We start from the raw sequence: 25,272 nt of genomic DNA, 5'->3' as shown, positions 1-25,272 counted from the left end.
CAATGGTGTGATGTAACATAACCCCGCTCCTAGCGAAAACGAGCGGGCAATTCACTGGGCTTTATCGATGGTGCAGTTCCATTGCTGGTTCACCACGCTCTGATTAGCGACAATCTGTAACGACAGTGCAGCATCCTGAGTATGAGTGATGCTGTATTCAAGTACCACATCGTCCAGATTACTGGCGGTCCGCTCAACCTTGAACAAAGCCGAGCCTTGCTCGATGTTCAGCAAGCTGGCCAGTTTGGCATCGCAGATCACCGGTAAATAACGTTCCGTTGCCTTGGTTGGAGAATAACCGAACGTTTCCCGTAGCTGTTCATACAGCGGGCTGCCTCCGTCTACATGGCTCAGATCGTTATACACCCGGCCATTCAAGTGGGTGATCGAATGGCCCACCACTTTCTTCCCCTGCATGAACAACCGCTCAAGACGCATCAGTTGGTGGCCTAAATCCAGATGCATCCGCTCAGCCACTTCTTGATCGGCCATGGTTGATAACAGGGAAAGGATCTCGACTTCCACCGGTATAGCCGAATTAAAGCTCAGCAGGACATCTGGAAGATCGGTGTAGTGTTTATGCAACGCATCACGATTGATGAAGGTCCCTTTGCCCTGCTCCCGATGCACCATGCCAATACTGGCCAGCGAATCGATCGCTTGCTTGATGGTACCGCGAGCGACCTTAAACTCATCGGCAAGCAGTAATTCGCCGGGGAGTTTATCGTCATAGGTAAAAGTGATGATCCGTTGCAGGATAATGCCTTTTATCCTGAGATACAGTGGCAGTCCATCCGACTCAAACATACTGATGCTCCGCTCAGAGGTAGTGTATTTGGCTCCTGTAAGCGTCAAGTATATCCTGATTTATCTGCTGATTGCCGTCTATGTTTGCGCTTGCCAGGATCGGCGGCGTGCGCTGTTTCTGCTGCATCAGTTCACAGATCCGCAGTACCAGACTGTTAGCAATAGTCGCCCCCATAATGGTCGAGAGCGGTGCTGCTTTCTGGGCCAATCCCGGCAGGCTGACGGCGGCATCGCCATACTCGCATTGGTTATCAATGGTGATATCAGCGATATCCACCAACAGCTTGCCGCTGGAGTGCCGGGATATCACCCGAGCAGCGGTGGCCAGACTGGTGATGGCGATCACCTTAGCGCCAGCCGCCCGAGCGGCCAGCGCGACATCGATGGTTATGGCATTGCGGCCAGAAACCGAGTGGATCAGCAACGTATCCCCCGCTTGCAGCGGCGATTGCTCGATCAACACCCGCCCCAGGCCCTCAACGTTTTCCACCGCGCTGGTCAGAGTTAATGGCCGAACATTGAGCATCAGTGCAGGGGTAAATAGAGGATTAACGATAGCCAAGCCACCGGCCCGGTAGCTCATCTCCTCAGCCAGGATACCCGCATGGCTGGCGCCGAAAACGAACAGGTCCCTCTCGGCCAGCACCGTGTCTGCCATCATCTGCGCCGCACGGTTGATCGTGTCGGGTTGCGATTCCAACTGGGCCAACTTCTGCCGGATTTGTTCATAATATTGGGTCAACGCTTTGCTCATAGCCTTCCCTCTCAACATCAGAATGTTAGCAGCCTGGTCAATGCCGCGATCAGCGGTGCCAGCACAAACATATCGCTGTCGCCGGCCCACAGAGCGGTGTCGGGAATGGTGCCGCTGATGAAATAACTGACACAGAAATATTGTCCCCAGGCCACGACGGTCGAGGTAATAAATCCGGCCAACAGCGCCCCTTTATAGCCGCCGGTGATATTGCCAAACACTCCTGCCGTACCCGCATGGAAGAAAATCACGATCATGCTGGGGATAAACACGTAACCGGTATAGCGGCCGATCAGGGTGAGCCACAACAACGAGCCAATAAAGGCCCCGACGAAGCCTAACACCACCGCATTGGGGGCAAAGTTGAACAGAATGGGGCAATCAAGCGCAGGTTTGGCTCCGGGCACCAGGCGTGAACCGATGCCGTTAAACGCTGGCACCATTTCACCAATGAACATCCGCACGCCGAGCAACACCACTGCAATGCCACCGGTAAACATCAGTGACTGTTTCAGCGCATAGATGTAGAAACTCAGGTCGCCAGACTGCGCCAGGATTTCAGCCGCTTTCGGCGTGCCTTTGATTTGCAGAATAAAGGTCCCGATAAAGAACAGCAGCGACATGGTCAATGCGGTCACCACGTTAGAATCCCGCAAAAAGCCGAGTTTTTTCGGTACTTTGATATCTTCAGAGCTGATTTTATTAGCCGCGAAAATCTGACCAAACAACGCCCCCAGCAAAGCGACGGAGGCGGAGGTGTGCCCCAATGCCACGTTGTCATTGCCGGTGATCTTGCGCACCCAGGGTTGCACCAGAGCGGGTTGCAACGTCCAGTAAAGCCCCATGATCACCGTCAGCATTAACGTCAGTTGCAGGCCGGAAATGGCAGGATTGCTGTTGACCATCACCCCGGCAAAAATCATCGTGGTCCAGAACATCATGTGGCCAGTCAGATAGATATATTTAAAGCGAGTCAGCCGAGCCAGCAGCAGGTTAAGCGCAAACCCACCAGCGATGGCGATAGTCACGCTGCTACCATAGCGTTCGGAGAAATGTACCTGGCCGATAATGTTCGTCAGATTCATCGAGCTCAGGCCAAACACTTCCGTCCAGATAGGCTGGAAAATCAACAGGGCCGAGACGATAATCCCCGCCCCTGCCCCGATAATCAGAAATCCTAAAATGCCTTTCAAGGTGCCAGAGACAATATCCGCCAGCGGCTTGCCTTGTAGCACCAGGCCCAGCAACACAATCAGGCCGATTAAAATGGACGCTTCCCCAAAAATATTGACCGTGATCCAGCGCAACACCCCCAGAAATTCGCTCATGGCTATTTCCCCTGCTTAATAATGCCGGCCTGTTCCAGCGCCAGGGCAATCTCTTTGCTGTCGATATAGTTATTGACGACCGCTACCGGGCAAGAGAGATGTTGCAGGTTATCCACCAGCTCGGCATTGGTGATCACCAGATCGGCACTGGCCGAAGCCGCCGAAGAGACATCCATATGTTCCACCGAAGCCTGGATCCCATGCTGTTTTAGCACGGCTTCCACGTTCATTTTTAATATCAGGCTCGATCCCATGCCTAAACCGCATACCGTCAGAATTTTCATTAGTATTCGCTCCGAGTTGAACCTTCAAAATCGCTACCCTGGGAATTTCAAATGACAACCAAACCGCGAGCAAAGTTACCCCGCGCCGGCTATCAGTTGATAAAGCTGCTCAGGGTCACGGGAATTCATTAGGGTATGCAGGTTATTTTCGTCTGACAGCAGAGTGACAATATGCTGGATTAGCTGAATATGCCGCTCGCTGCTGGTCGCTGATAGCCCCAGTAAAACCTGTACCGGATCGTTTTCTGTGTGGCCAAACGCTACCGGCTCACGCAGCCGTACCAAACTCAACTGCGCCTTAATCGCCCCTTGCTCTGGGCGGGCATGTGGCATGGCCAATCCAGGGGCAATCACAAAGTAGGGGCCAAACTCCCGGTAGCTGGCCACCATCGCCTCAACATATTCCTGGCTGCAAGCACCAGACAGGCAAAGTGCCTGACCCGCCGCCTGAATGGCATCTGCGGCAGTACTGGCCGGGTTATCAATGAGTATTGCCTGGCGAACGATCATCAGTGCCTCCTGCAGCTAAAAGTTGACGAATGGAAGCCAGAGTTGTCTGCAAGGAGTGCTGCACCAGTGCCTGCCCTTTCTCCTCACTGGCGCAGCCAGGATCGCCGAGTACCGCATAGTCGGAAAACTCCGTCCAGTGCACCGGCTGATAGCGGAAATTCTCTGGGAATTCTGGGTAATGCGAACGTGCCAGCGTCATTTCGACGTGTTCGGGGGCCAATGCCAGCATCAGTGAGGTTTCAATCTCGTCCGCATGCATATAGCCGGGATAGGCAATGGCAGAGGTTCTTAACCGCTGGGCGCAGCTGTCCATCCCAGCCCAGCTATAGCTTAGCAACGTGATGCCCTCCTCCTTCAACTGCCTGGCGGCGGCTTTGATGGCATCAAAATTGCCGTAGTGTGCATTGATTACCGCAGTGGTGGTAATCGCGTAACCGGCCATATTGCGTGCCAGCGAGAGCAACAATTGCGTCAGCAGATCGTTACCAATATCGATCGCTCCTGCGTGCCCACGCAGTGACCATACCTGGCTGTAGGACACCACAGGCAGGCTTAGCGCTGCCTCCCCCAATTGTTCATCCAGCAAGGCGCAAAATCGCTCGGCCAATAAATTATCGGTATCCAACGGCAGGTGGTCGCCATGAGGCTCCACCGCGCCCAGCGGCAGCAAGGCAATCTGCGCTTTCGCCAAAGCCTGCCTGGCCTGTTGCTCATTCAACTCATGCAGTTTCATGAAGCCTCCTTAGCCAAAAGCAAAGTAGCGTGCTGGGTTTTCCACAAAGAAATCGTGCAGCAGGGCTTCGCCATCAAACCCTGCCTCTTGGGCCTCTTCGATAAATCTTGGCCGCCAGTCGGCCAGAATAAACTTCAACCCCAAGCCGCCTTTACCGTAATGGGCACTCATGGATTTACGGGCGAAATCACCGCCGATGAGAATTTGTTTCTGATAGCCACGTTGGCACAGCGCCAAAATGGCCTGGGTACGGATATGTTCTGGGTAATATTTTATCCGGCTCATACCGTCAAAAGAGAGAAATGCCCCGGTGTTGGCAATCTGACGGTGGAGCCACGGATCGGGGTTACGATCCATATGAGCAAAACACAGGCGGGACAAATCCAGCCCCAACGCTTTAAATATCTGTGCCTGTTCCAACCCCATGGTGCCCATTTCCGTGTGGCTATGCATCGGGGCGCCAGTACGTTGCTGTGCCCTTACGATAACTTCCATGGTTTTCCGTTCCAGCGGGGAGATGGTGTTATAGCCGGTGCCGCATTTCACCACGCCAGCGCGATAATCGCTGCCTTCGATACCTTCAGTGACTTCACGGCTGACGTGTTCTACCAATTCATCAATCGAAGCCCCTTCGACCCACTCAGCAAAGCTTTGCCCCAATCCAGGCCGCTTGCTGCTCCACAGAAACCCTTTGTTAAACCCGGCGGTGGCAATGATATGCAATCGCTGCCGCTTGGCCATCTCGGCTACGGCAACCACCTGGCGGCCATAATCGGGAGCCGTGGCGTCATAAATTGCATTGCCTCCAGCTTGGCGGAAATCCGCCAGTTCGCGTTCTGAAGCCTGTGGATCATCCAGTAACAGATCGTCATCCCCACGCTCTGCCCAATAGGGAGGAATACAGTAAATATGATCGTGGCTGTAAGTGACGCCGAGCTGGTTGGCGGCAATGTCATCATTTAACGTGCGGATGGATCCCATGAGAACGGCTCCCTGGAACGGAAAAGAAGGTAGCTTCAACATAGGTTAAGATTAGTTGACCAGTCAAGTGATCAAGTTCGCAAATTGACCAATCTGTTTTGCACTCGTCGCTGATAAATGACAATGGCCACGCCAAAGCGCAGCCATTGATGGGGAGAGTGGTGTCTGACCTATCTGTCAATTTCACCACGGCTTAACAAGAACTGCAGGCCAGCCTGACTGGCCTGCAGAGGATTAACGAGAACGCAGATCCAGCGCCACGTCGACGATCATATCTTCCTGGCCGCCCACCATACGGCGCTTACCCAGCTCAACCAGAATATCTACTGCGTTGATACCGTATTTCGCCGCGGCCACTTCACAGTGGCGCAGGAAACTGGAGTAAACCCCGGCATAGCCCAGCGCCAACGTTTCACGATCGACGCGAACGGGCCGATCCTGCAACGGGCGCACCAGATCGTCAGCCGCATCCATCAAGGCATACAGATCCGTGCCATGGTTCCAGCCAAGCTTATCCGCCGCCGCAATAAACACCTCAAGCGGCGCGTTACCGGCTCCTGCCCCCATCCCTGCCAAGCTGGCATCCACACGATCGCACCCTTCTTCTACCGCCACCATCGAGTTGGCAACCCCAAGACTGAGGTTATGGTGCGCATGCATACCGGTTTGCGTTTCTGGTTTCAACACCGCTTTCAAGGCTCGGAAACGGGCTCGGATATCGTTCATATTCATCGCGCCGCCAGAATCCACCACGTAGATGCAGGTTGCCCCGTAACTTTCCATCAGCTTGGCCTGGCTGGCCAGATTTTCCGGCGTCGTCATATGGCTCATCATCAGGAAACCCACGGTATCCATACCCAGCTCACGGGCATAGGCGATATGCTGTTTGGAGACATCGGCTTCGGTACAGTGAGTGGCGACTCGCACCACCCGTGCCCCAGCGTTATAGGCATCCTTCAGATCGTGAATAGTGCCAATACCCGGCAGCAGTAAGGTGGCGATTTTAGCGTGGGTGGTCACATCCGCCGCCGCCTCAATCCATTCCAGATCGGTATGTGCGCCAAAGCCGTAGTTGAAGCTGGAGCCCTGTAGACCATCACCATGTGCCACTTCTATCGAATCTACCTTCGCCGCATCCAGCGCCCTGGCAATGTCCTGCACATTTTGCAGCGTATATTGGTGACGAATAGCGTGCATCCCGTCGCGCAGGGTGACATCCGAGATAGAGATTTTTTTGTCGCTCATAGCCGTTCTCCAGCAACATACGCCATGGCCTGAGCCATACGCTCGGCGGTCGCCAGCGCAGCGGAAGTCATGATATCAAGGTTGCCTGCATAGGCAGGTAGGTAGTGTGCCGCGCCTTCAACTTCCAGAAACACCGAGGTTTTCAGGCCAGAAAAACGACCAATTCCCGGTAAATTAAGCGGTGCATCGGCAGGAATAACATCAAACTGCACTTTCTGCTTCAGGCGATAGCCTGGCACGTAGGCCTGCACGGCCGCCGCCATTTCGTTGATTGAAGCCTCAACCTTGGCTTGATCGACTGATTCACTCAGCACATAGACGGTATCACGCATCATTAAGGACGGTTCCGCCGGGTTCAAAACGATAATCGCTTTGCCCCTCTCAGCCCCGCCGACCACCTCGATCGCCTTGCTGGTTGTTTCGGTAAACTCATCGATATTAGCGCGAGTTCCCGGCCCGGCAGACTTACTGGCAATGGAGGCGATAATTTCGGCGTAATGAACTCTGGCCACCCGTGCTACCGCTGCCACCATCGGGATGGTCGCCTGGCCGCCGCAGGTCACCATATTGACGTTGACCTGGCTGAGGTTTTCCTCCAGGTTCACTACCGGCACGCAATAAGGGCCAATCGCCGCAGGTGTCAGATCGATTAGCCGGATCCCCGGTTTGGCCGCCCGCAGGATGGCATCATTTTTAACGTGTGCGCTCGCACTGGTGGCATCAAAGACAAAATCAATGTCGGCGAATTCCGGCATCTGGATCAGTCCGTTAACACCGGTATGACAGGTTGCAACCCCCATCCGGCGAGCACGAGCCAACCCGTCCGATTCAGGATCGATACCCACCATCACCCCCATCTCCAGATGCTTGGCGTTACGCAGGATTTTAATCATCAAATCGGTACCGATATTGCCGGAACCGACGATCGCCACTTTTCTCTTGCTCATCATTGGCTATCCTCATAGAAGTGGGCCGAAACCGTGCCGACGCCTTCAATTGTTGCCATAAAACTGTCACCTGCTTGTACCGGCACCATCGGGCCCAGAGCTCCGGTCAGCACTACATCACCAGCTCGTAACGGCGTGCCGAGGCTGGCCATTTTGCGTGCCAACCAGACGGCAGCATTGATCGGATGCCCAAGACATTCACTGCCACGCCCGCTAGACACCACCTCGTTATTGCGCGTCATGCTCATACCGCAATGTTGCAGATCCACCTCATCGATCCGACGCACCGGGCCACCCAGCACATACACACCACAGGAAGCGTTATCCGCCACGGTATCGACAAACGCGATCGACCAGTCTTTGATACGGCTGCCCACCACTTCAAGCGCTGGCAATACCCACTCCACTGCGCTACATAACTCATCGAACGTGGTATCGGCATGCGGTAAATCACGATCCAGCACCAACGCAATCTCCGCTTCGATACGCGGCTGCATCACCCGCGAAAATGGAATGCCCTGGTTGGTGCCGTAGCACATGTCGGCAAACAGGGTGCCGAAGTCCGGCTGGTCAACTCCCAGCTGTTGCTGAACCTTGGGATGGGTAAGTCCTACTTTGCGCCCTACCACTCGGCGGCCCGCAGCCTGCCAATGCTGCACGTTCAATTGCTGGATGGCGTAGGCCGCCTCGCCGTTGTCGAGGCCGAGACGTTCGCGCAAGGGCCCAATCACCTTGCCGCTAGCCTCGGACTGCCGTAACGCCTCGGCCAATTGCTCCAGATTGTAATCACTCATCATTCGCTCCCTGATTAATGCTTGAGGAAATCCACAACCATGCGGTTAAAGGTGTCGGCATGTTCCCATTGCGCCCAATGCCCACAGTTGCTGAACACATGCAGCTGTGACCCGGCAATGCCTGCGAGCAGACGCAGCCCGGTATCCATCGGCACAAAGCGATCGTTGCGCCCCCAGACGATCAGCGTTTGGGCTTTGATTTCGCCCAGGCGCGGGCTGAAATCCGGGAACTGCTTCGGATTAACGGACAGGCTCTTGACGAAGTTTTCCAGGTGGTCACGGTGCGCCAGAATATTATCGAGGCGGGTTTTGAACAGCGCTTCGGTCAGATCGCTGGGGTCGTAAACAAAAATGTTCATCATTTTGCGCAAGTTCTCGATGTTTGGCTCGCGATAAAGCCCCTGCAACAGCTTGATCCCTTCCGTTGGCATCGGCACAAAGGGGCTAGCACCACCTGTACCGCCCCCCATCAACACCAGTTTGCCAACGCGCTCAGGCCAGGTCAGGGTAAACGCCACGGCGCTGTGGCCGCCCATCGAGTTCCCCAGCAGATGTACCTGCTGCAGATCCAGCGCATCCACCAGCCCTTTCAAAATGCGCGCATTGAGGTCCGAACGGGAACCGTTACTGACGATTGAATCGCTCTTGCTCCAGCCTGGGAAATCCAACAGGATCACGCGATAACCCGCTGCTACCAGCGGTTCAATATTACGGCTGAAGTTCGCCCAACCGCTGGCTCCGGGGCCGGAACCGTGCAGCATAACCACGGTTTGCGCACCGTTGCCACAGTCGTTGTAATGGATACGCAGGCTGGCTTCACCCTCTTGGATCTGCACGAAGCGGCTGGTATTTTCTTCAGTAAGGTCAAAAGATTGCGATGTCATGATGTTGTTCCTTTATCGTTATTATTTCCGCGGTGCGGCGCTGATTGAGCCGAATCCGGTGATCCACTCAGGAAGCTCGCGGTAATAGCGCCCCTCGGTCTGATAAGGACCAAATGCCGATAGCGCAGCAAAGGCGGCCATCCAGGCTTTAACCTCATGGGTCGAACGGCCAGCGATCGCCGACAGTTCGTCATTGCCCAGCCCGTCCAGTTCCGCCAACTGCCCACCGGAAAGAACGTCCATAAACTGGTTGTCCCAGACCGGGTTGAGAGGATGTAAGGTGCTCTGATCCCGCACAAAAGCACGGGCGGCAGTGATAACGCGGTGCTGGCGTAATTGGCGCTCGTCTGCCGGTAATTGGCGGCCACTGCCCAACAGACGGTCACGCATATGAGCGTCGGCCCCGGCCAACTGAGGTACCGGTGGCTGGTGCGAAAGCCCACCGGAGCCCAGGATCAACACCCGTTTATCGAGGCCACGGGCAAAACGTCCGATAGCTTCCCCCAGCAGGCGCGTACGCTTGAAGCCAGGCAAGGGTGGCGCGACCCCATTGATAAATACCGGCAGCACCGGGCAGTTTGACAGGCCACCGAGCAAATACTCCAGCGGCTGGGCAAAACCATGATCCACCTGCATGCAATAGGAAACCGCAACATCAACCCCTGCATCCAACACAGATTGAGCGCAGGCTTCGGCCAGTTCCGCAGGCACCGGCAGTTCGCCAGCGGCACTGCTGAAGTCTCCAATCGCCGTAGCGGCCATACCAATGCAGAACGGCGGCATGATGTCGTAGAAAAAACCGTTGTAATGATCTGGCGCGAACAGGATCACCAGTTCAGGATCAAATGCCTGGATCCGCTGCCGTGCATCGGCAATGGTTTTTTCCACTTCGGCCAGCACCGCTGGGGCCGGATCAACGTAACCCACCAGCGGGGAATGAGAGAGACAATGGAGATAAGCGTTCATATCAAGCCACCTTGTTTTTAGTCATTAGCGTGTTTAGCGCGGAACGGCTATTCCAGACGGTCCAGGTTCCGGGCGTAAAAGCCCCCCCTCACCTGCTCGCGACACCAGATCAACTCCCTCTCCTGCGTAAGAGAGTGGGGTGAGGAGGGGAAACCGGTTAGCCTTCGCGGGGCTACATCAAGCTCTTTAGTGCCACAAGTGGGTCGGTCAACAGCGTTTCATCAACCGGGGTCCCTTGCTGGATCAACCTGCGCAGATGGCGCATTTCCCGGCCTTGGTTCAGCGTGATGGCCCCCACCAGCCGACCCTCTTGCAACGCAAACCAGATGGCGTTGTGCGCCTCAACGCTGCCGCGCACTAACCAATGTTCACTCTGCATGGCCCCGATAAACTGAATATTGCTGTCGAACTGATCGGTCCAGAACCACACCGGCACCGTGGCCGGTAACGGCTGATCCAACATGGAACAGGCCGCCACCAGTGCCTGCTGGTTGGCGTTATCCCAGGTTTCCAGGCGGACAAATTGATCCCCTTGACGGCGTAAGGTGACATCTCCAGCCGCATAAATATTGGCAACCGAAGTACAGCAATGGTCGTCGACAATAATGCCGTTGGCGGTGGCTAATCCGGCCTGGGTAGCCAGGCGATCGTTGGCTTCAATGCCAATGCCATAAATCACCGCGTCACCCATCAGCCGTTCGCCGTCCTGCAACGTCAGCACCACGTTTTCCTGTTCCAGGGCGGCGTGCTCAATCTGGGCATTAAGGCAAAGACGCACCTGATGTTGTTGATGCAGGCCCGTCAGATAATCCCGCACCGGCGGTGGAGCATTTCGCCCCATCACCATCGCGGCCTGCTCAATCACCGTCACCTCACAGCCACTCTGCTTCGCACTGGCTGCCAGCTCGAGGCCAATGGTGCCAGCACCGACAATCAGGATCCGTTGGTTGGCAGTCAGTACACCACGTAGCCGCCTGGCATCTGCCGCTGTGCGCAAGGTATGCGATTTATCGCCTAACGCATCCAGAGATGTAAGCCGTCGTGCCTTGGCCCCGGTCGCCAACAGCAACCGGTCCCACTCCAATTCTTCACCATCAGCCAACAGCACCGTGTGTTGTAAGGTATCGATCCCGACAACCCGCGTATTGCGGCGCAGGACAATGGCATTCTCCTCATAGAAAGAAGCAGGCAAAATGTCTTGCAACTGCGCAGTGGGCGACAACAACATAGCTTTCGACAAAGGGGGACGTTCGTACGGCATTTCCGGCTCTTCGCCGATTAAGGTAATGCCACCGGTAAACCGCTGTGCACGTAGGGCTGCGGCCGCCATTGCCCCGGCCTGACCGCCGCCGATAATCACTATCTGTTTCATGTTGGCTCCTATAACTGCAATCCGCCCGCCACGTGGCGAATACCCCGAATGGCCAGGCCCGCATCGGCATTGATCATCACGCCGCTCAGCGTCCGGTTGTTACGGCGCGAGGCCAGCATCACGTAAGGGCCGGTAAAATCTTCCGGCACAGGGGAGAATTGCAACGGCAGAATGGCGGCAATCTTTTCCGGCGTCAGCGATTGCATAATCGAGGTGTCCTGCTGCCCAAGCGCCTGTGGACCACGCAAGTCACTGGCCATGCCACAAGGCCCAACGCCATTGACCCGCACCTTGGGGGCCAGTTCATAAGCCAACTGACGGATCAACCCTACGTCAGCATGCTTGCTGGCGGTATACAGCGGGCCACCACCACCGGGATACCAGGCCGCATTGGAAAGCGTGAAGATCATACTGCCGCAAGAGTGGATCAATGCCGGAGCGCTGGCTTTGGCACCCAACAGATAGCCCTTGACGTTAACGGCAAACAGCTCGTTAAAGCCGGACTCTAACTGCTCCGCCGGTGTCGCCAGCAACGAGGCATTATGATCCCAGATACCGGCATTGCCGATAAAACAGTCCAGACGCCCAAAGCGGGACAGCGCCATTGCTACCGCACGCTGATTATCGGCAAAGCAAGTCACGTCCCCCTGCACGGCCACAACCTGCTCGCCAAACTGCTGCTGTAACCGGCTGACCTTTTCCGCTGAACGTTCCAGGGTCGCCACCCTGGCACCTTCCTCAATAAAGCGCGCCACCAGAGCCAGCCCTAACCCTGAGCCGCCACCGGTTATCAGCACTACATCATCTTTGAGATCGGACATCAGGCTTCCTCCGGTAAATCGATGAACACGGCCCCCTCTGACACGGTGACCAGATAGGTTTGCAGCGGCTCCGTGGCGGGCATGCATAGCGCTTTACCGGTTTTCAGGCAAAAGCTGGCCGAATGCAGTGGGCATTCCACGGTCGCGTCATCGTCGATATAACCCTCGGACATCGAGGCATTGCCATGGCTGCAACGATCGTTGATCGCGTAATATTCACCGCCTACATGAAACAGCGCGATCGTCGGCTCAGTATCGAGCCGGAGAGCTTCCCCCTCCGGCAACGCCCCAACAGAACAAGCATGGATTCGTTTCATCAGAACAGGATGCTCATGTTGTGGGAGGTAATAACCACCTGGTCGAGAATAATTTCACGCCCGCACAGCCCCCAGCCCTCTTCGGTTGAACGGCGGCGCAGCAGGTCGGTGCGGGTGCCAACGTAGAAGGTTTCGTCGCGCTCTTTTTGCGACCGGTAAAGCAGGTAGTTAACCCTTACGGAGAACACATCGGCCTGCGCCGTTTCGCTGATAATGCAGTTGCTGACCATATGGCGAGTACGGGACGGAGGCTCTTCAGCCCAGGCCATTCCGGTTTCCAGGCGAGCGATCCGGCGTTCCAGCTGTGATTTGGTGTCGTTGAAAATCCAGGTGGTCGGCGGTTGCACCCCTTTACGTCGATCGCGGGTCTGCGCATTAACCATAGTGCGCATGGTGTAGCTCAAATCGTCGTCAAGCAGTTCCAACCAGGCGCGGAACGCCCAGTCATCCAACAGGGCGGCTTCGTGGTAGAGAAACTGGGTAATCTGATGCTGGAGTTCCATAGAGATCGGATGGCTCATTTCATCACCTCCTGCTGGTAGGCTGCGGTTTTCTCTTGGACTTCCTGCCAGGTTTCGCTGCTCAGCAAATCCGCCCAACGTTGGTACATGCCGCGCGCGGCGGTTTCGGAAAAGATGTAGTTGGTAATGCCGGGAATACCGTCTTCACGGCGTTTTTCCTGCTTCAGCCCCATCTCCAGGCACAATGGATTGTTGCGGGCCTGGTGGCCTTTGAGCAGTTTCTGGATCTCAGCCCAGTTTTCCGAATCATCCTGCTCAAGGAAACCGGCAGGGCCAAAGGCTCGGGTAGCGCTGTTTTCAAACGCCGCTTTGGTTTCCGGCGAGGCGGCCTTGTCGGCAATACAGAATGCCCAGACTTCTACCTGGTCCGGCCCGCGTGGATGCCAGACGCGCAGGGTGGCGGTGCCATTGAGCCAGGAGAGGGTGGGGAAAATATTGTTATGCCCAGCCAGACGCAGGGCACGGATTTTGCCCAAACGCTGCTCGGCTTCGGGGTAACTTTCCCGGTAGTAGCGCGAGACTTCGCCATCAACCCACACGTTGGCGTCCGGTTTTTCGGTAAAGAAGAAGCCACAGCCGTGGCCGTCCTGGCCGAATTGCACCGCGTCTTTGGCGGTTTCCCATACCGGGCGCGGGGTTTGGTCATTACCCAGTTTTTTATCGCTGCCGTCCTGCATGCCGCCCAAGACCTGTACCGCCGAGACATGGCTGAACAGGGCATGATACTGATCGCTGGCGAACTGCTCGGCCGGGAACTTCCAGTTGCAGTTAATGACCCACTTCTGCACACCACCGACAATTTCGGTGCCACCTTCCCGCCGATCCAGCAAACCATCCAGATACCAGGCCATATCCCCCAGATATTCTTTGAGTGGCGGAGCACTGGTATCCCAGTTGCCAAATATCAGGCCTTTATAGCTTTCGACACCGGGCACTTCCTTCAGCCCCCAATGCGATTTGCACAGTCCTTGCGGGTAGGCACGTGGCTCTAACGGCACCTCGACCAATTCGCCATCGATGCCATAAGACCAGCCGTGGTAAGGACAGGTAAAAGCGCGGGTATTGCCGCTGTCCGCGTAGCTGACACGCATTGCACGGTGGCGGCACTGGTTGAGAAACGCCTTGATGGAGCCATCTTTCTGACGGATAACGACTACCGCGTCTTCCCCCATGTAGGTGTTAAAGAAATCGCCGGGTTTGGGGATCTGACTTTCATGGGCCAGAAACAGCCAGCAGCGGCCAAATATACGCTCCAGCTCTAATTGATAAATGTCCGGATCGGTATAGATCCGTGGCAGAACTTGCCCATTCCGGGTGTCGATCAGGCTATAAACATCTAATTTTGCGTTGGTGGTCATATTATTTGATCCTCATCCAAGAGATGTATTGACCTTCGTAGGGGTTACGCAAAGGATGTTGCTTTCCAGTTACTATTTTGTGAAATAGTAAAAAACGACCGTACCAGACATTTTTTCTATGATGGGAGAAAAAGGCATGGAGCTAAGACACTTACGTTATTTTGTCGCGGTAGCCGAAGAACTCAATTTCACCCGGGCCGCCGAGAGGCTACATACGTCGCAGCCTTCATTGAGCAGCCAGATAAAAGATCTTGAGGGTTGTGTGGGCGCGCCATTATTAATCAGAAATAATCGCCAGGTTTCGCTAACCCGCGCCGGAGAAGTATTTTTACATCAGGCGATCAATATTCTTGAATTGTCAGAGCAGGCAAAACAGTTGGCGCGCAAGGCCATGGAACAACAGGTTCGGCTGATCATTGGCTTTGTGCCCTGTGCGGAAGTGAACATCCTGCCTGACGTTCTGCCCCAGTTACGCCTGCGGCTACCGGCGTCCAGTATCGAACTGGTGAGTATCATTACCACTCAGCAAGAAGATAAGTTATTGAAAGGAGAGATTGACGTTGGTTTTATGCGCCGCCCGATTATCAGTAATCAACTGAACTACCGGGTGGTTTATCGTGAGCCCTTGGTGGTGGTGATGCCCATTGATCATCCACTGAGTAAAGAATCGCAGCTAGAGCCGCAACACCTTGATGGCGAGAATTTTATCAGCACCGATCCGGCCCACTCCGGCGCGTTACACCAGATGGTGACTGCCTACCTCGCCGAATCCCACAGCAAGCCCAAGATCGTGCAGGCAGCAACCAACATTCTGGTCACCATGAATCTGGTAGGAATGGGGCTGGGCCTGTCTATTGTGCCGCGCTATGTCAGCCATTTTCAGTCATCGAACGTGGTCTTCCGCCCGCTACCGGCCAGTGCACCACAGATTGAATTATTGATGGCATGGCACAGAGAGAACAGCAGCCCGGCGCTGGCACAAATGATTGACCTGGTGGAAGAGCAACCTGAGGTTTAGCTGTATCGAGCCTGCTTCTCCTTCAAGTGGCCACCTCGGTTTTAGTGATTTTTGCCCCCCCCTCCACAAGGTCACATAGTGACTTATGGCAAAGAATACAGAGCTCGCCATTATGAAAATGGGTACCACACAGTGGTTCCTCATCTAGCACTCGTTATCTCAGCTCATGTTTAGTGGCTGATTTTCGCCAAATCGTCTGCCGAGAGGCCGGTCAATTTCATCACCTGGGCGCGATCGAAGCCATCAGCCAGCATGGAACTCGCAATTTTCAGGACCGCCTCCCGACCTTTCTCAATACCTATCTCGATACCTATCTCAATACCTTGTTGTTTGAGATATTCTGCAATAGTCATCAATTCCTCCTCGTGCTGTGGTGCACGCCTCGCCAACTCGTGGATCAATACACCCGGTTCAGTCGTGCTCCCCACCTGCAACATATAGTTAATCAACGATATGAGTTGCTCTTTGGTAGTGTATCCGGCCAGCAATAATGTGACCAGTTGTTCCTTGAGTTCAGCCAGATCACGTAGGCGCACGTGCTTTTGCAACAGTTCAAGAATGGCCATACGGCGATGTTGCATGATGTCATCGTCTGGAATGATGGTGACATCAACCAAAGGAAAATGGCCTGCATAGAGCTGCCTGGCCAGCTCGGGTTCACTGAATTCCTCTAGCCAACTCATGGTATAGGGATAAGGCGTCACCTGACCGTGATAAAAGAGCATTGGGATAACCAGCGGAAGCTGGTCATGACCCGCTTCCAGATGGCGATGCATCGCGGCAATGGCATAGCGTACGAGTCGAAATGCCATGTGCTTATCGGGTGAGCTTTGATGCTCAAGCAAAACGTACACATAACCGTCCCCCTGCTCCGTGTGCAACGAATAGAGTACGTCGGAGTAGTAAGCACGCAGGCCACTCTCGATAAAACTACCAGATTCTAGTTTTAGCGTATTCAGATCGCAAAATTGCAGCAAGGCAGGCGGCAAGTGCAATTCCAGAAAATCTCGGGCCGTATCTGGGTGAGTCAGAAACTGTTTAAATACCGCATCGTGCAGTGTAGGAGTGGCTTTTTTCATGTTGGTCATCCTGGACTTAACATAAAAAACCTACCACAGGCATTCGCCCACTCACATTATGACAGTATTTATATGGAATCTGACTCGCATGCGGGCGCCCCTACGATGCCTCTTTGCGCACTACGTTGACCCGCCAGATACCAAAGCACACCAGCACCAGCGCCACGGCATAACGCCATTCCGTGATGCTTTCCTGTAAGAAAATGGCCGATAATACCGCACCGGAAACCGGGATCAGGAAGTTGAACGGCGCAATCATGCCCACGCGGTTATATTTCAGCAGCAGGCTCCAGAGCGCAAAAGCAACCGAGGACAGCAGCGCCAGGTAGCCCAGGATCGTCACCGATGCCCAGCCGTGGAACTCTAACCGGCCCCCCGCCAGATATCCCCCAACCGTCAGCATCACACCGCCGATGGCCAGTTGCCAGCCGGTCATGATCGTCGGATCGACGGTCTGCGAAATGCGCTTGCCATACAGCGTAGCGGCCGAAAGGATAAACGCGGCGATCACCACAAAACCGTCCCCCAGCCAGCTAAAGCTGAAGTCCATCAGTTGACTGTTGAAGTTCACCACCATCACCCCGGCAAAACCCACCACGCAGCCGACGATTTTATTCATGCTAAGACGATCGTTTTTATAAATGAAATGCGCCAGCAACACGCTAAAGAAGGTGCCGGTCGCATTCATGATCGATCCTTTTACCCCAGTGGTGTAGGCCAGACCGATATAGAAGAAGACGTATTGCAGTGCCGTTTGCGTGCTCCCTAACACCACCAACTGTGAATACTGGCGTCGTGACAAACGGCCGATGGGCTTACCCTGCAAGATGGCAAACAGCAGTAATAAGGCCCCTGCAATCACAAAGCGGTAACCGGCAAAGACGATCTTGCCGGGGAGATCGTCGGTGGCGATCTGGAAAATGTCATAACCGTTTTTAATCGCCGGGTAGGCACTGCCCCACAGCAAACAGCAGAAAGCCGCACACAGCCAAACGAACTTCGGCTGGGTAAACAACGACAGGTTAGTCTTCACGCCCCTTTCCTTTCAAAAAATTAAAATCCCGTTTCATAATTACGTATTATCCGTAAAAACAAAAAAATAGCCCGTTGTTTAATCAATAATCTGGCTGAGCCATTCTCTGTCACAACGCGTTATGATAGGGGCAAGAAAATCAAAGTTCAGGAGAGCATGGCGTGTCTACCGCAACCTTTAGTCGTTTAACCTCCCTTCTTGACCAGCAGCAGGCGCGCTATCGCGTGGTTGAGCATCCCACGGCAGGGAAATCCGAAGAAGTCGCCAAGATACGCGGCACCCAGTTGGGGCAAGGGGCGAAAGCGTTGGTGTGCCACGTCAAGGGCAACGGCATCAAGCAGCACGTGCTGGCCATACTGCCCGCCGACCAACAGGCCGATCTCGGCGCGTTGGCGCAGGGTGTTGGCGGTACTCGCGCCTCACTGGCCAGCCCGGTTGAAGTCGACCAGCTGACCGACTGCGTCTTTGGCGCGATCCCGCCGTTCAGCTTCCACCCGGATTTGCTGCTGGTGGCCGACCCGCTGCTGTTTGAGCGCTTTGACGAGTTGGCCTTTAATGCTGGCACGCTGGAGCGTTCGCTGATCCTCAACGCTGGAGATTATCAGAGGATTGCTCAGCCTAGATTGGTGAATTTCATTCGCATGGAGTGAGCTCCGGCCCCCTCACCCCAACCCTCTCCCCCAGGAGAGGGAGTTGCTACGGCGTTATCGTTATGTGCAGAGTTTAACTTTAATATATTGATATATAGGATAAATAAATTAGCCAACAGGTGGCACGTACGGTCCCCTCTCCCTTTGGGAGAGGGTTAGGGTGAGGGGAAATCGCTCAATTTTATTGATTCTGTAACAGCAGCTTGGCCATATTGATAGCCTCAATCAGCTGTGGCCGGTTAACCCGTGGTGACTGGCTGTCCAACAGGCGTTGCCATAAGCTTATCGCCTTGGCATATTCCGTATGCATAAAGGCATCGGCAGCAAGTAACATCAGCGCCGAAACCTCATCCTTATCCAACGCCAAAGCCTTTGCTATATTGCTCTCCACCTGCGGGGTAATACGCTGGCCTGCCTGGTAATAAAGCACCGTTGCCAACGCCGAGTAAAGTTCAGCATTCGCCCCGCGTAGAGCCAATGCCCGCTGATAGGCCGCCTGCGCATCGGCAAAATTATCGTAAAACAGATAATATTCCCCCAGCTGTGCCCACAACACGCTGTCCTGCGGTGACTGGTCGATCTTCTGCTGTAACTGCTGAAACTCGCTTTCGGCCTGCTGATGAGGCGTGAGCGGTTGGACGGGCAAGCTGCGCTTATGCTGTTCGGCCAACACGGTAACCGGACGGCCGCTGGCCACATACCAACCCGCGGAAAGGCCAAGCACCAGCACGATAAACAGCAGAGGGAAAGAACGCGATTTCATTCCGCTTTCCTCCGCCGCCATAACACCAGCCCAATCGCCCCTAACATCAGCGGTGGCAGCCCCCAGAGTAACAACGTCGAGGGCTCAAAAGCCGGTTGGTAGCGGACAAAGTTACCGTAGCGTGCCGTCATAAAACTCATGATTTCCGCCTGCGTTTTGCCTTGTTCGGTCATGGCAAATACCTCATGGCGCATGGCGACCGCCGCAGGGGCATTGGACTCCAGCAGGCTCTGATTCTGGCATTGCGGGCAACGGATCTGGCCTGCCACCGTCAGCGCCTGCTCCTGCATTTCCGGCGAGGTGAATGCCCAGGTATCGACGATCTGGGCCGCCAGCGGCAACGTGATGCTCCCCCACAACAACAGAGCAGTTAACCAGCGCATGCTTGCCTCCTTTGCCAACCGGCGGCCAACACGCCAATCATCATCAACGCCCCACCCCACCAGATCCAACGGATGCCGGTCTGCACATAAAAGCGCATGGCATAACGCTGCTCGCCACTTTTTTCGCCCATCACCACGTACCAGTCATGGAAAGCGTTCCAGTCGATGCCTGGCTCAAACATCTGTTGGCGGCGGGCGGTGTAAAACCGCCTTTCAGGCGTTAACTGGGCCACGGGCTTGCCTTGCTGGGTAACCTCAATCACCGCCTGTTCACTGGTGAAATTAGCCTGAGCCTGTAGATCTACCGAACGCAGCGTAAATTGGTATCCCGCCAGGCTGACCGTCTCGCCCACGGTGACGTTCAGGCTGATTTCATGGCGTTGCAGCGCCGAACTGGCAATGCCTAATGCCGTCAGCAGCACTCCTGCGTGAGCGATCCACTGGGCATAACGCCGCCGCCTGAATCCGCCGTAACACATCAATACCAGCCCCAGCAGCCCAAACGGCAGCAGCACCAGATTGAAATAAGGCGCGCCAACCGAGATCTGCCCCCACCCCATTATCCGATAGAGCATCGGGTACAAAGTCCCCACCAGCACGATCAGTGCGGCGGAACTGAGAAGCAACAACGCGCCGAGCAATGCAGGTTTCACCGGGGACATAACGGCTTTCCCCCGGTTGGCACGTAATGCATAAATCAAAAACGATGAACCACTAAGGAACGCAAACAGGATAAACAGCGGCAATGCACGCTGCTCATCCAACGCAAAGGCGTGCACTGAAACCAGGATGCCAGAACGCACAATCAGGGTGCCCAGCAGGCTGAGAACAAAGGTGCCTAACGTCAGCAATAGCGACCAATGCCGCAATCCTCCGGTACGCTGGCCGACTGCCAAACTGTGTAACAAAGCGGTCGCGGTCAGCCAAGGGAGCAGTGAAGCATTCTCAACCGGATCCCAGAACCACCAACCACCCCAGCCCAACTCGCTGTAAGCCCACCAGGACCCCAAAATAATCCCGGCAGTGAGGAAACACCAGGCCGGTTTGGCCCAGCGCAGGCACTGGCCGGCAATCTCGGCGCTAAACTCCCCTTGCAGCAAAGCAGCAAGCATCAGAGCACTACAGGTGGCAAACCCTGCATAGCCCAAATAGAGCAGCGGAGGGTGCAGGATCAGGCCGATATGTTGCAGCATCGGGTTCAGATCGCGCCCTTGAACCGCGGCGGGAAAGAGCCGAACGAAAGGATCGGAGAAGAACAGGATGAAAAGCAGAAAACAGCCGACGATCAACGCCAGAATGGCCAGCGTGAGCGGCTGTAGTGAGCGCATCGATTTAGGGCTGAACAAGGCAAAGCAGGCAGACCAACCGGCCAGGCACAGCAGCCAGAGCAGCAGCGAGCCTTCGTGCCCACCCCACAGCGCCCCAGCCTTCATCAGCGGTGGCAACTGGCTGTGACCATGCTGTGCTACGTACATGACCGAGAAGTCATTTTGCAAAAACAGCTGTAGCAGAATGGCGAAAGACAGTGCGATTAACACAAAAATGCTCAGGCTCCAGCCACGCACTGGCAACAGCCCACCCCAACGGCGATCCATCAACGTCAACAGCGTAATGCCAGCCAGCAGCAGCGACGCCGTGCAGGCCAGCAATAACGCAATAAATCCCAGCTCGGGTAACCACAACACATCTACCGCCTTATTCTCTTCTATCTGTCCTGCTCTACCCTATGGATTTCAAGTCGGCCGCTCATGCGCATCCCTGCGCTCGCGGCATTCGTACATCCTTGTACAGCACTACCAGGCGACAAGCTTGTTCATCCCCAGGAGCTTACTTTTAGTAAGTGACTGGGGTGGGCAAGTGCAGGTAACAACGCTGCGGCTTGAAAGACGACGGGTAAGCACTCAGGCAACCGTCATCTGCCCGGCATACAGAATAAAATAACGCAGCAACAGCACGCCACACAGGCTAGCGCCGCTGATCAACAGGATATGGAAATGCGCTTTCCCCCAGCCCAGAGCTTTCAGCAGCAATGGCATAATCAGCCCGCAACCAACAACGCCCAACCAGAACCACCAGGACCAGAACCCACCGCCAAGCGTGGCCGACAAGGCACGGAGTTTGCCGTCATCCCCCAGCCACAGGCCGATGAAGAACGCCGCCAGCAGGAAGATCTCCAGCCACACCACCGGCGTCTCCAGGCGATGCAGGAAATGCACTTCCCGGCTGTGCAGATGACCTTTGGGTCCGAAGGCCGCTACCAGCAGAGCCACCGCGATCCCGGACGAAACGCCAGAGAACAGGAACAGCACCGGTAACAACGGGTTATTCAGCATCGGGTACGACTTCAGCGCCGAGAGCAGGAAACCGGTATAAGCCCCCAACAGCACCGCCAACACCAACATTACCGTTTCTATTGGCCGCAACAGCGGCAGCAAGCGTTGCAGCAGGCGTGGGATCACCGACAACTTTGGCAACCAACGCTGTTGCAGCGCCGCCACCTCGTCACGGAAGATCAGCGCCAGCCAGACCACCAGCACCACCATGTAGACTTGGAACAGCATCACCCCCATAGACATCACCGAGGTGAAGCTATAGTGGAACATCAGTTTCCAGAAGGTCCACGGACGGGTCAGGTGGAAAATCAGGATCACCAGCCCAAGCATGACCGAGGTTGGTGCGATAAACAGCGTGGTTAACATCACCCGGCTGTTTGAGGCCCCCTCCTCTGGATGATAACGGCGCAACAGGATAGCCAGGGTGACCAAACCGGCAGAGATGCCGATCAGGAACAGGTAAATCGCAATGGGCCAGTCCCAGACCAGAGAGTCAAAATGAAAGGCAGAAGTCATTGACTTGTCTCCCCATATTTAAACGGCACGCGATACATTTTTGGCCGTGTCCCCAAGGCTATCTTGTAGCGATAAGTGGTCTTTTGCTGCAGCAGACGCGAAATATCACTGTGTGGATCGTCGAGATTGCCAAAGGTTAATGCCTTGGTGGGGCACGACAGTACACAGGCTGGCTGCTTGCCCTGCCGCAGGTTGGTCTTGCGGCAAAAATCGCATTTATCCGCCGTTTTGCTCACCGGATGAATAAAGCGTACCCGGTAAGGGCACGCAGCGATGCAGTATTGGCAACCGACACAGAGATCCGGGTTCACGTCGACAATGCCGCTGGCGGCATCGATAAACGAGGCCCCCGTTGGGCAGACATGCACACAGGGAGCATCATCGCAATGCTGGCACGAATGGCGGAAAAACCGGTATTTCACGTCCGGAAATTGGCCTATCGGTTCGCTACGGACGATCTCCAGGCGTGAAACGCCCACCGGCACCTGATTGACTTCGCGGCAGGCATCGATACAGGCGGTACAGCCGATGCAACGCGACTCATCGTGGATCATGCCGTAACGGATGCCATTGACGTTCATGGTGCGCGCCAGCAGCTTTTCCGCCAGGGTCGAGCCAGCCGCCAACACGCCAATGCCTACGATAAAACGGCGCCGTGAGCAGCTCATGGCTGCCCCTTATCCAGCCTTACGGACGCTGGATTAAACGCGGGATCATCCTGTTGTTGACGGTGGCAGTCCACGCAGAGCTTGATCCGCCCCTTGTCGTTCAGCCCCTGTACCTTATCTTGCTGCGGGTGCAAGGCATGGCAGCTGGCGCAGCTCACCTTGGCCAAATGCACATCATGTGGCCAGAAGGCTTTTTGCAATGTCTCTGGCAAATGGCAGGACAGGCAAACGCTGTTTTGCTGTTCCACGCCGAACATCGGCTCGTTGAAACGCATCACATCCTTCACGCCCTCACGGTGATGCAGCGAAGGTGAACCGTGACAGTTAGTGCAGGTCAGTGGCAATTTGTTATTCGGGTTAATGGCTCCCGCATGTTTACCGTGCATCGCATTTTGTTGCGGCTTGTGGCAGCGCAGGCAGGCCTCATCCGGATTACGTTGCAAGGTGACTTCCGCCGATTTCTGTTGAACAGCGGGGCTGTCGGTCTGGGCCGATACCGGTAACACTGTCAGCCAAAGGCTACAGGCAAGCACCCCGGTAGTTAATAACGAACGCAGTACGCTCATATTGACTCCATTTGTTTACGCCCCGCACACGGGGCGGAGGGGTTATTTGCCTAACAGCCCGGTTTTACGTGCCTGTTCTTCCCACTGCGGTACCACCGTCTTGAGGAATTCCTGCTTTTCGGCGTTCAGCTGCGGCATGTCCATACCGAGCGCCAACTGAGCCTTTTCCTTGGTGGAAATGTCTGGCAGTGGGATTTCAGTGGTGATGCCCTTGGTCGCTAGCAGACGGATCAACTGAGTCCGAGCCTGTGCTGCCTGATCGAGCGCGGTGCCCAAAATGCGCAATGCAACTTCTGGCGCATGCATTTGAATACCGTGGGAAGCGATGGCAAAGTCCCAACGCCACTGTGCATGACGGATATGGGTCAGGATCGGTTTCATCTCTGCTTCGGTAGCTCCGGCATCCCAGGCTGCTTTCGCCTCAAAGTGCGCGTGGACCAGTTGGTCTTCCACCTTCAGCTTGATTTCGTTGATGTCTTGCTTACGTTTTTCCACCACCGCCTGCATGCTGGCTTTATCCTGGGTGTGGCAGTTCTTACAGGTCTGCTCGAAGTTATCGAACGGATTGCCAATTTTGTGATCGGTATAGATTTTGCCTTGGGCGTTTTGCACTTTCGGCATATGACAGTCGATACAGGTAACGTTGTTCTTGCCATGAATACCCGCGCTCCAGGTTTCATATTCTGGATGTTGGGCTTTTAGCATTGGCGTCTTGGACAGCGGGTTGGTCCAGTCGGAAAATTCGATGTTGTCGTAATACACTTCCATGTCATCAACCGTGGTGCCCTTGTCCCAAGGGAATTTCACCGCTTTGTCTTTACCATCAAAGTAATACTCAACGTGGCACTGCCCACACACCATCGATTGCTGGTCGAAGCGGCCTGCCTGATCAAACGGCTTGCCGATCGTCTGCATAGCGCGAGCCGCATAAGGGCGGGAAAGTTGCAGCGCAGGTTTACCGGCGGCAAAATCAGCGGAAGCGGTATTGTGGCAGTCCGCACAGCCGAGGTTATTGACGATTTCCGGCCCGCCACGCGCCCATTTACCATGGAAATAACTCGCTTCGCCCTGTTCGGCGATCACCCTGGCAACGTCCGGGCTTTTGCAGCTCCAGCAGGCCATTGGCAACGGACCATCTTCTGCCGTTTTCGGGGCGCCGGTACGCAAGGATTCACGGATATCCGTGATGGCATAGGCATGTCCACGCGGCTTGTTGTAATCCTTGGCAAACGGGTATCCGGCCCAAAGAATGACCAGACGCGGGTCGCCAGCCAAAGCGTCTACCCGATCGGACTGCTCGGAAGTCGCCTGCCAGGACTTATATTGGTCAGGGTGAGGTGCAGAGAAGGTTTCATTCTTGGCTTCAACCTTCTGCGGCGTGGCGGCAGGTGTCGCATCTGCCTGTGCCGAGAAAGAGAGAAAAACCGCGTACATCCCTGCCAGAAATAGCATCAATAACTTGCTTACCTTATTCATAAGCATCCCATCCATTTTGCCTGCTTGAGAGCAGTGCTTTTATTAGTCGTTAAGTTCTTGTTAGAACAGATTTTCGCCATTACACCGTGCGTAGGGATACCATAGACCCCACAAAAAATGTTGTCTTTGGTCAAGTTCCGGCAGGTTGTTCAGTTGTTGATTGAA

General features: G+C 55.1%; 28 protein-coding genes. 2 read left to right on the top strand and 26 right to left on the bottom strand.

The genetic code is table 11. The annotated features are described in order from the left end of the window. Positions 1 to 51: 51 nt before the first annotated feature. The 17 genes from ACKWMY_RS01055 to hcaE form a co-directional block, all read right to left on the bottom strand. Entirely contained in the window at positions 52 to 807 is a 756-nt protein-coding gene (locus tag ACKWMY_RS01055) for a GntR family transcriptional regulator (protein WP_308870685.1), read from the bottom strand. Between the two features lie 13 nt (positions 808 to 820). Then, a complete protein-coding gene (locus ACKWMY_RS01050; RefSeq protein WP_211134810.1) occupies positions 821 to 1,561 on the bottom strand; it encodes a sugar isomerase domain-containing protein in 741 nt (246 codons plus the stop codon). Positions 1,562 to 1,578: 17 nt separating this feature from the next. Beyond that, the gene (locus ACKWMY_RS01045; protein WP_024530789.1) at positions 1,579 to 2,889 is read right to left on the bottom strand and encodes a PTS ascorbate transporter subunit IIC; all 1,311 of its coding nucleotides are present in this window, start codon (positions 2,887 to 2,889) and stop codon (positions 1,579 to 1,581) included. A 2-nt stretch (positions 2,890 to 2,891) separates the two neighbouring features. Further along, positions 2,892 to 3,173 carry a PTS sugar transporter subunit IIB gene (locus ACKWMY_RS01040; RefSeq protein WP_409485771.1) on the bottom strand — a complete coding sequence of 94 codons (282 nt, stop codon included), beginning with the start codon at positions 3,171 to 3,173 and terminating at the stop codon, positions 2,892 to 2,894. A 75-nt stretch (positions 3,174 to 3,248) separates the two neighbouring features. Further along, complete coding sequence (locus ACKWMY_RS01035) at positions 3,249 to 3,683, bottom strand: PTS sugar transporter subunit IIA (protein WP_074027903.1); 435 nt, start codon at positions 3,681 to 3,683, stop codon at positions 3,249 to 3,251. Beyond that, a complete protein-coding gene (locus ACKWMY_RS01030; RefSeq protein ID WP_074027902.1) occupies positions 3,655 to 4,416 on the bottom strand; it encodes a creatininase family protein in 762 nt (253 codons plus the stop codon). The genes ACKWMY_RS01035 and ACKWMY_RS01030 overlap by 29 nt, the downstream gene beginning before the upstream one ends. 9 nt (positions 4,417 to 4,425) lie before the next feature. Further along, the gene (locus ACKWMY_RS01025; RefSeq protein ID WP_409485770.1) at positions 4,426 to 5,397 is read right to left on the bottom strand and encodes a phosphotriesterase; all 972 of its coding nucleotides are present in this window, start codon (positions 5,395 to 5,397) and stop codon (positions 4,426 to 4,428) included. A 234-nt stretch (positions 5,398 to 5,631) separates the two neighbouring features. Next, entirely contained in the window at positions 5,632 to 6,642 is a 1,011-nt protein-coding gene (mhpE, locus tag ACKWMY_RS01020) for a 4-hydroxy-2-oxovalerate aldolase (RefSeq protein ID WP_024530784.1), read from the bottom strand. Then, a complete protein-coding gene (locus tag ACKWMY_RS01015) occupies positions 6,639 to 7,589 on the bottom strand; it encodes an acetaldehyde dehydrogenase (acetylating) (protein ID WP_065686374.1) in 951 nt (316 codons plus the stop codon). Before ACKWMY_RS01015 ends, mhpE begins: the two co-directional genes overlap by 4 nt. Then, a complete protein-coding gene (gene mhpD / locus ACKWMY_RS01010; RefSeq protein ID WP_261160702.1) occupies positions 7,589 to 8,383 on the bottom strand; it encodes a 2-keto-4-pentenoate hydratase in 795 nt (264 codons plus the stop codon). The genes ACKWMY_RS01015 and mhpD overlap by 1 nt, the downstream gene beginning before the upstream one ends. A 14-nt stretch (positions 8,384 to 8,397) precedes the next feature. After that, entirely contained in the window at positions 8,398 to 9,267 is an 870-nt protein-coding gene (locus ACKWMY_RS01005; protein WP_161712309.1) for an alpha/beta fold hydrolase, read from the bottom strand. A 21-nt stretch (positions 9,268 to 9,288) separates the two neighbouring features. After that, a complete protein-coding gene (gene mhpB / locus ACKWMY_RS01000) occupies positions 9,289 to 10,233 on the bottom strand; it encodes a 3-carboxyethylcatechol 2,3-dioxygenase (RefSeq protein WP_024530780.1) in 945 nt (314 codons plus the stop codon). A 172-nt stretch (positions 10,234 to 10,405) separates the two neighbouring features. After that, complete coding sequence (gene hcaD, locus ACKWMY_RS00995) at positions 10,406 to 11,605, bottom strand: 3-phenylpropionate/cinnamic acid dioxygenase ferredoxin--NAD(+) reductase subunit (RefSeq protein ID WP_409485769.1); 1,200 nt, start codon at positions 11,603 to 11,605, stop codon at positions 10,406 to 10,408. An 8-nt stretch (positions 11,606 to 11,613) separates the two neighbouring features. Beyond that, positions 11,614 to 12,426, bottom strand: coding sequence for a 3-phenylpropionate-dihydrodiol/cinnamic acid-dihydrodiol dehydrogenase (gene hcaB, locus ACKWMY_RS00990; RefSeq protein WP_211134814.1), 813 nt, complete (start codon positions 12,424 to 12,426; stop codon positions 11,614 to 11,616). Continuing rightward, a complete protein-coding gene (hcaC, locus tag ACKWMY_RS00985) occupies positions 12,426 to 12,743 on the bottom strand; it encodes a 3-phenylpropionate/cinnamic acid dioxygenase ferredoxin subunit (protein ID WP_024530777.1) in 318 nt (105 codons plus the stop codon). Before hcaC ends, hcaB begins: the two co-directional genes overlap by 1 nt. Next, a complete protein-coding gene (gene hcaF / locus ACKWMY_RS00980) occupies positions 12,743 to 13,264 on the bottom strand; it encodes a 3-phenylpropionate/cinnamic acid dioxygenase subunit beta (protein WP_024530776.1) in 522 nt (173 codons plus the stop codon). The genes hcaC and hcaF overlap by 1 nt, the downstream gene beginning before the upstream one ends. After that, complete coding sequence (hcaE, locus tag ACKWMY_RS00975; RefSeq protein ID WP_261160668.1) at positions 13,261 to 14,622, bottom strand: 3-phenylpropionate/cinnamic acid dioxygenase subunit alpha; 1,362 nt, start codon at positions 14,620 to 14,622, stop codon at positions 13,261 to 13,263. Before hcaE ends, hcaF begins: the two co-directional genes overlap by 4 nt. Positions 14,623 to 14,758: 136 nt before the next feature. Here hcaE and hcaR point away from each other — a divergent pair, with 136 nt between their 5' ends. Then, entirely contained in the window at positions 14,759 to 15,640 is an 882-nt protein-coding gene (gene hcaR / locus ACKWMY_RS00970) for a DNA-binding transcriptional regulator HcaR (protein ID WP_199062221.1), read from the top strand. A gap of 170 nt (positions 15,641 to 15,810) precedes the next feature. Here hcaR and ACKWMY_RS00965 read toward each other — a convergent pair whose 3' ends face one another. Further along, a complete protein-coding gene (locus ACKWMY_RS00965) occupies positions 15,811 to 16,719 on the bottom strand; it encodes an Rpn family recombination-promoting nuclease/putative transposase (protein WP_409485768.1) in 909 nt (302 codons plus the stop codon). A gap of 100 nt (positions 16,720 to 16,819) precedes the next feature. Further along, positions 16,820 to 17,752 carry a DMT family transporter gene (locus ACKWMY_RS00960; protein WP_074027893.1) on the bottom strand — a complete coding sequence of 311 codons (933 nt, stop codon included), beginning with the start codon at positions 17,750 to 17,752 and terminating at the stop codon, positions 16,820 to 16,822. A 161-nt stretch (positions 17,753 to 17,913) separates the two neighbouring features. Here ACKWMY_RS00960 and ACKWMY_RS00955 point away from each other — a divergent pair, with 161 nt between their 5' ends. Next, the gene (locus tag ACKWMY_RS00955) at positions 17,914 to 18,402 is read left to right on the top strand and encodes a YbaK/prolyl-tRNA synthetase associated domain-containing protein (protein ID WP_024530323.1); all 489 of its coding nucleotides are present in this window, start codon (positions 17,914 to 17,916) and stop codon (positions 18,400 to 18,402) included. Between the two features lie 181 nt (positions 18,403 to 18,583). Here the strand turns inward: ACKWMY_RS00955 and ACKWMY_RS00950 are convergent, their stop codons facing one another. From ACKWMY_RS00950 to nrfA, 7 genes are all read right to left on the bottom strand, one after another. Next, positions 18,584 to 19,165, bottom strand: a complete 582-nt coding sequence (locus tag ACKWMY_RS00950; protein ID WP_409485767.1) for a heme lyase NrfEFG subunit NrfG — start codon at positions 19,163 to 19,165, stop codon at positions 18,584 to 18,586. Then, complete coding sequence (locus ACKWMY_RS00945; RefSeq protein ID WP_409485766.1) at positions 19,162 to 19,548, bottom strand: cytochrome c-type biogenesis protein CcmH; 387 nt, start codon at positions 19,546 to 19,548, stop codon at positions 19,162 to 19,164. Before ACKWMY_RS00945 ends, ACKWMY_RS00950 begins: the two co-directional genes overlap by 4 nt. Beyond that, positions 19,536 to 21,233, bottom strand: a complete 1,698-nt coding sequence (locus ACKWMY_RS00940; RefSeq protein ID WP_218623359.1) for a heme lyase CcmF/NrfE family subunit — start codon at positions 21,231 to 21,233, stop codon at positions 19,536 to 19,538. The genes ACKWMY_RS00945 and ACKWMY_RS00940 overlap by 13 nt, the downstream gene beginning before the upstream one ends. Before the next feature lie 216 nt (positions 21,234 to 21,449). Beyond that, a complete protein-coding gene (nrfD, locus tag ACKWMY_RS00935; protein ID WP_409485765.1) occupies positions 21,450 to 22,397 on the bottom strand; it encodes a cytochrome c nitrite reductase subunit NrfD in 948 nt (315 codons plus the stop codon). Next, positions 22,394 to 23,065: a cytochrome c nitrite reductase Fe-S protein gene (nrfC, locus tag ACKWMY_RS00930; protein ID WP_021180036.1), complete on the bottom strand. Its 672-nt coding sequence runs from the start codon at positions 23,063 to 23,065 to the stop codon at positions 22,394 to 22,396. Before nrfC ends, nrfD begins: the two co-directional genes overlap by 4 nt. Then, complete coding sequence (gene nrfB / locus ACKWMY_RS00925) at positions 23,062 to 23,631, bottom strand: cytochrome c nitrite reductase pentaheme subunit (protein WP_409485764.1); 570 nt, start codon at positions 23,629 to 23,631, stop codon at positions 23,062 to 23,064. The genes nrfC and nrfB overlap by 4 nt, the downstream gene beginning before the upstream one ends. A 42-nt stretch (positions 23,632 to 23,673) precedes the next feature. Continuing rightward, entirely contained in the window at positions 23,674 to 25,065 is a 1,392-nt protein-coding gene (gene nrfA / locus ACKWMY_RS00920) for an ammonia-forming nitrite reductase cytochrome c552 subunit (RefSeq protein ID WP_308870706.1), read from the bottom strand. Between the last annotated feature and the right edge of the window lie 207 nt (positions 25,066 to 25,272).

Origin of the sequence: Serratia sp. J2 (genome assembly GCF_046269175.1) — a bacterium.
Classification (GTDB): Bacteria; Pseudomonadota; Gammaproteobacteria; order Enterobacterales; family Enterobacteriaceae; genus Chania; species Chania fonticola_C.
The sequence above is the reverse complement of the archived record's forward strand: the minus strand, read 5'-3'. Positions and strand labels throughout refer to the sequence as shown.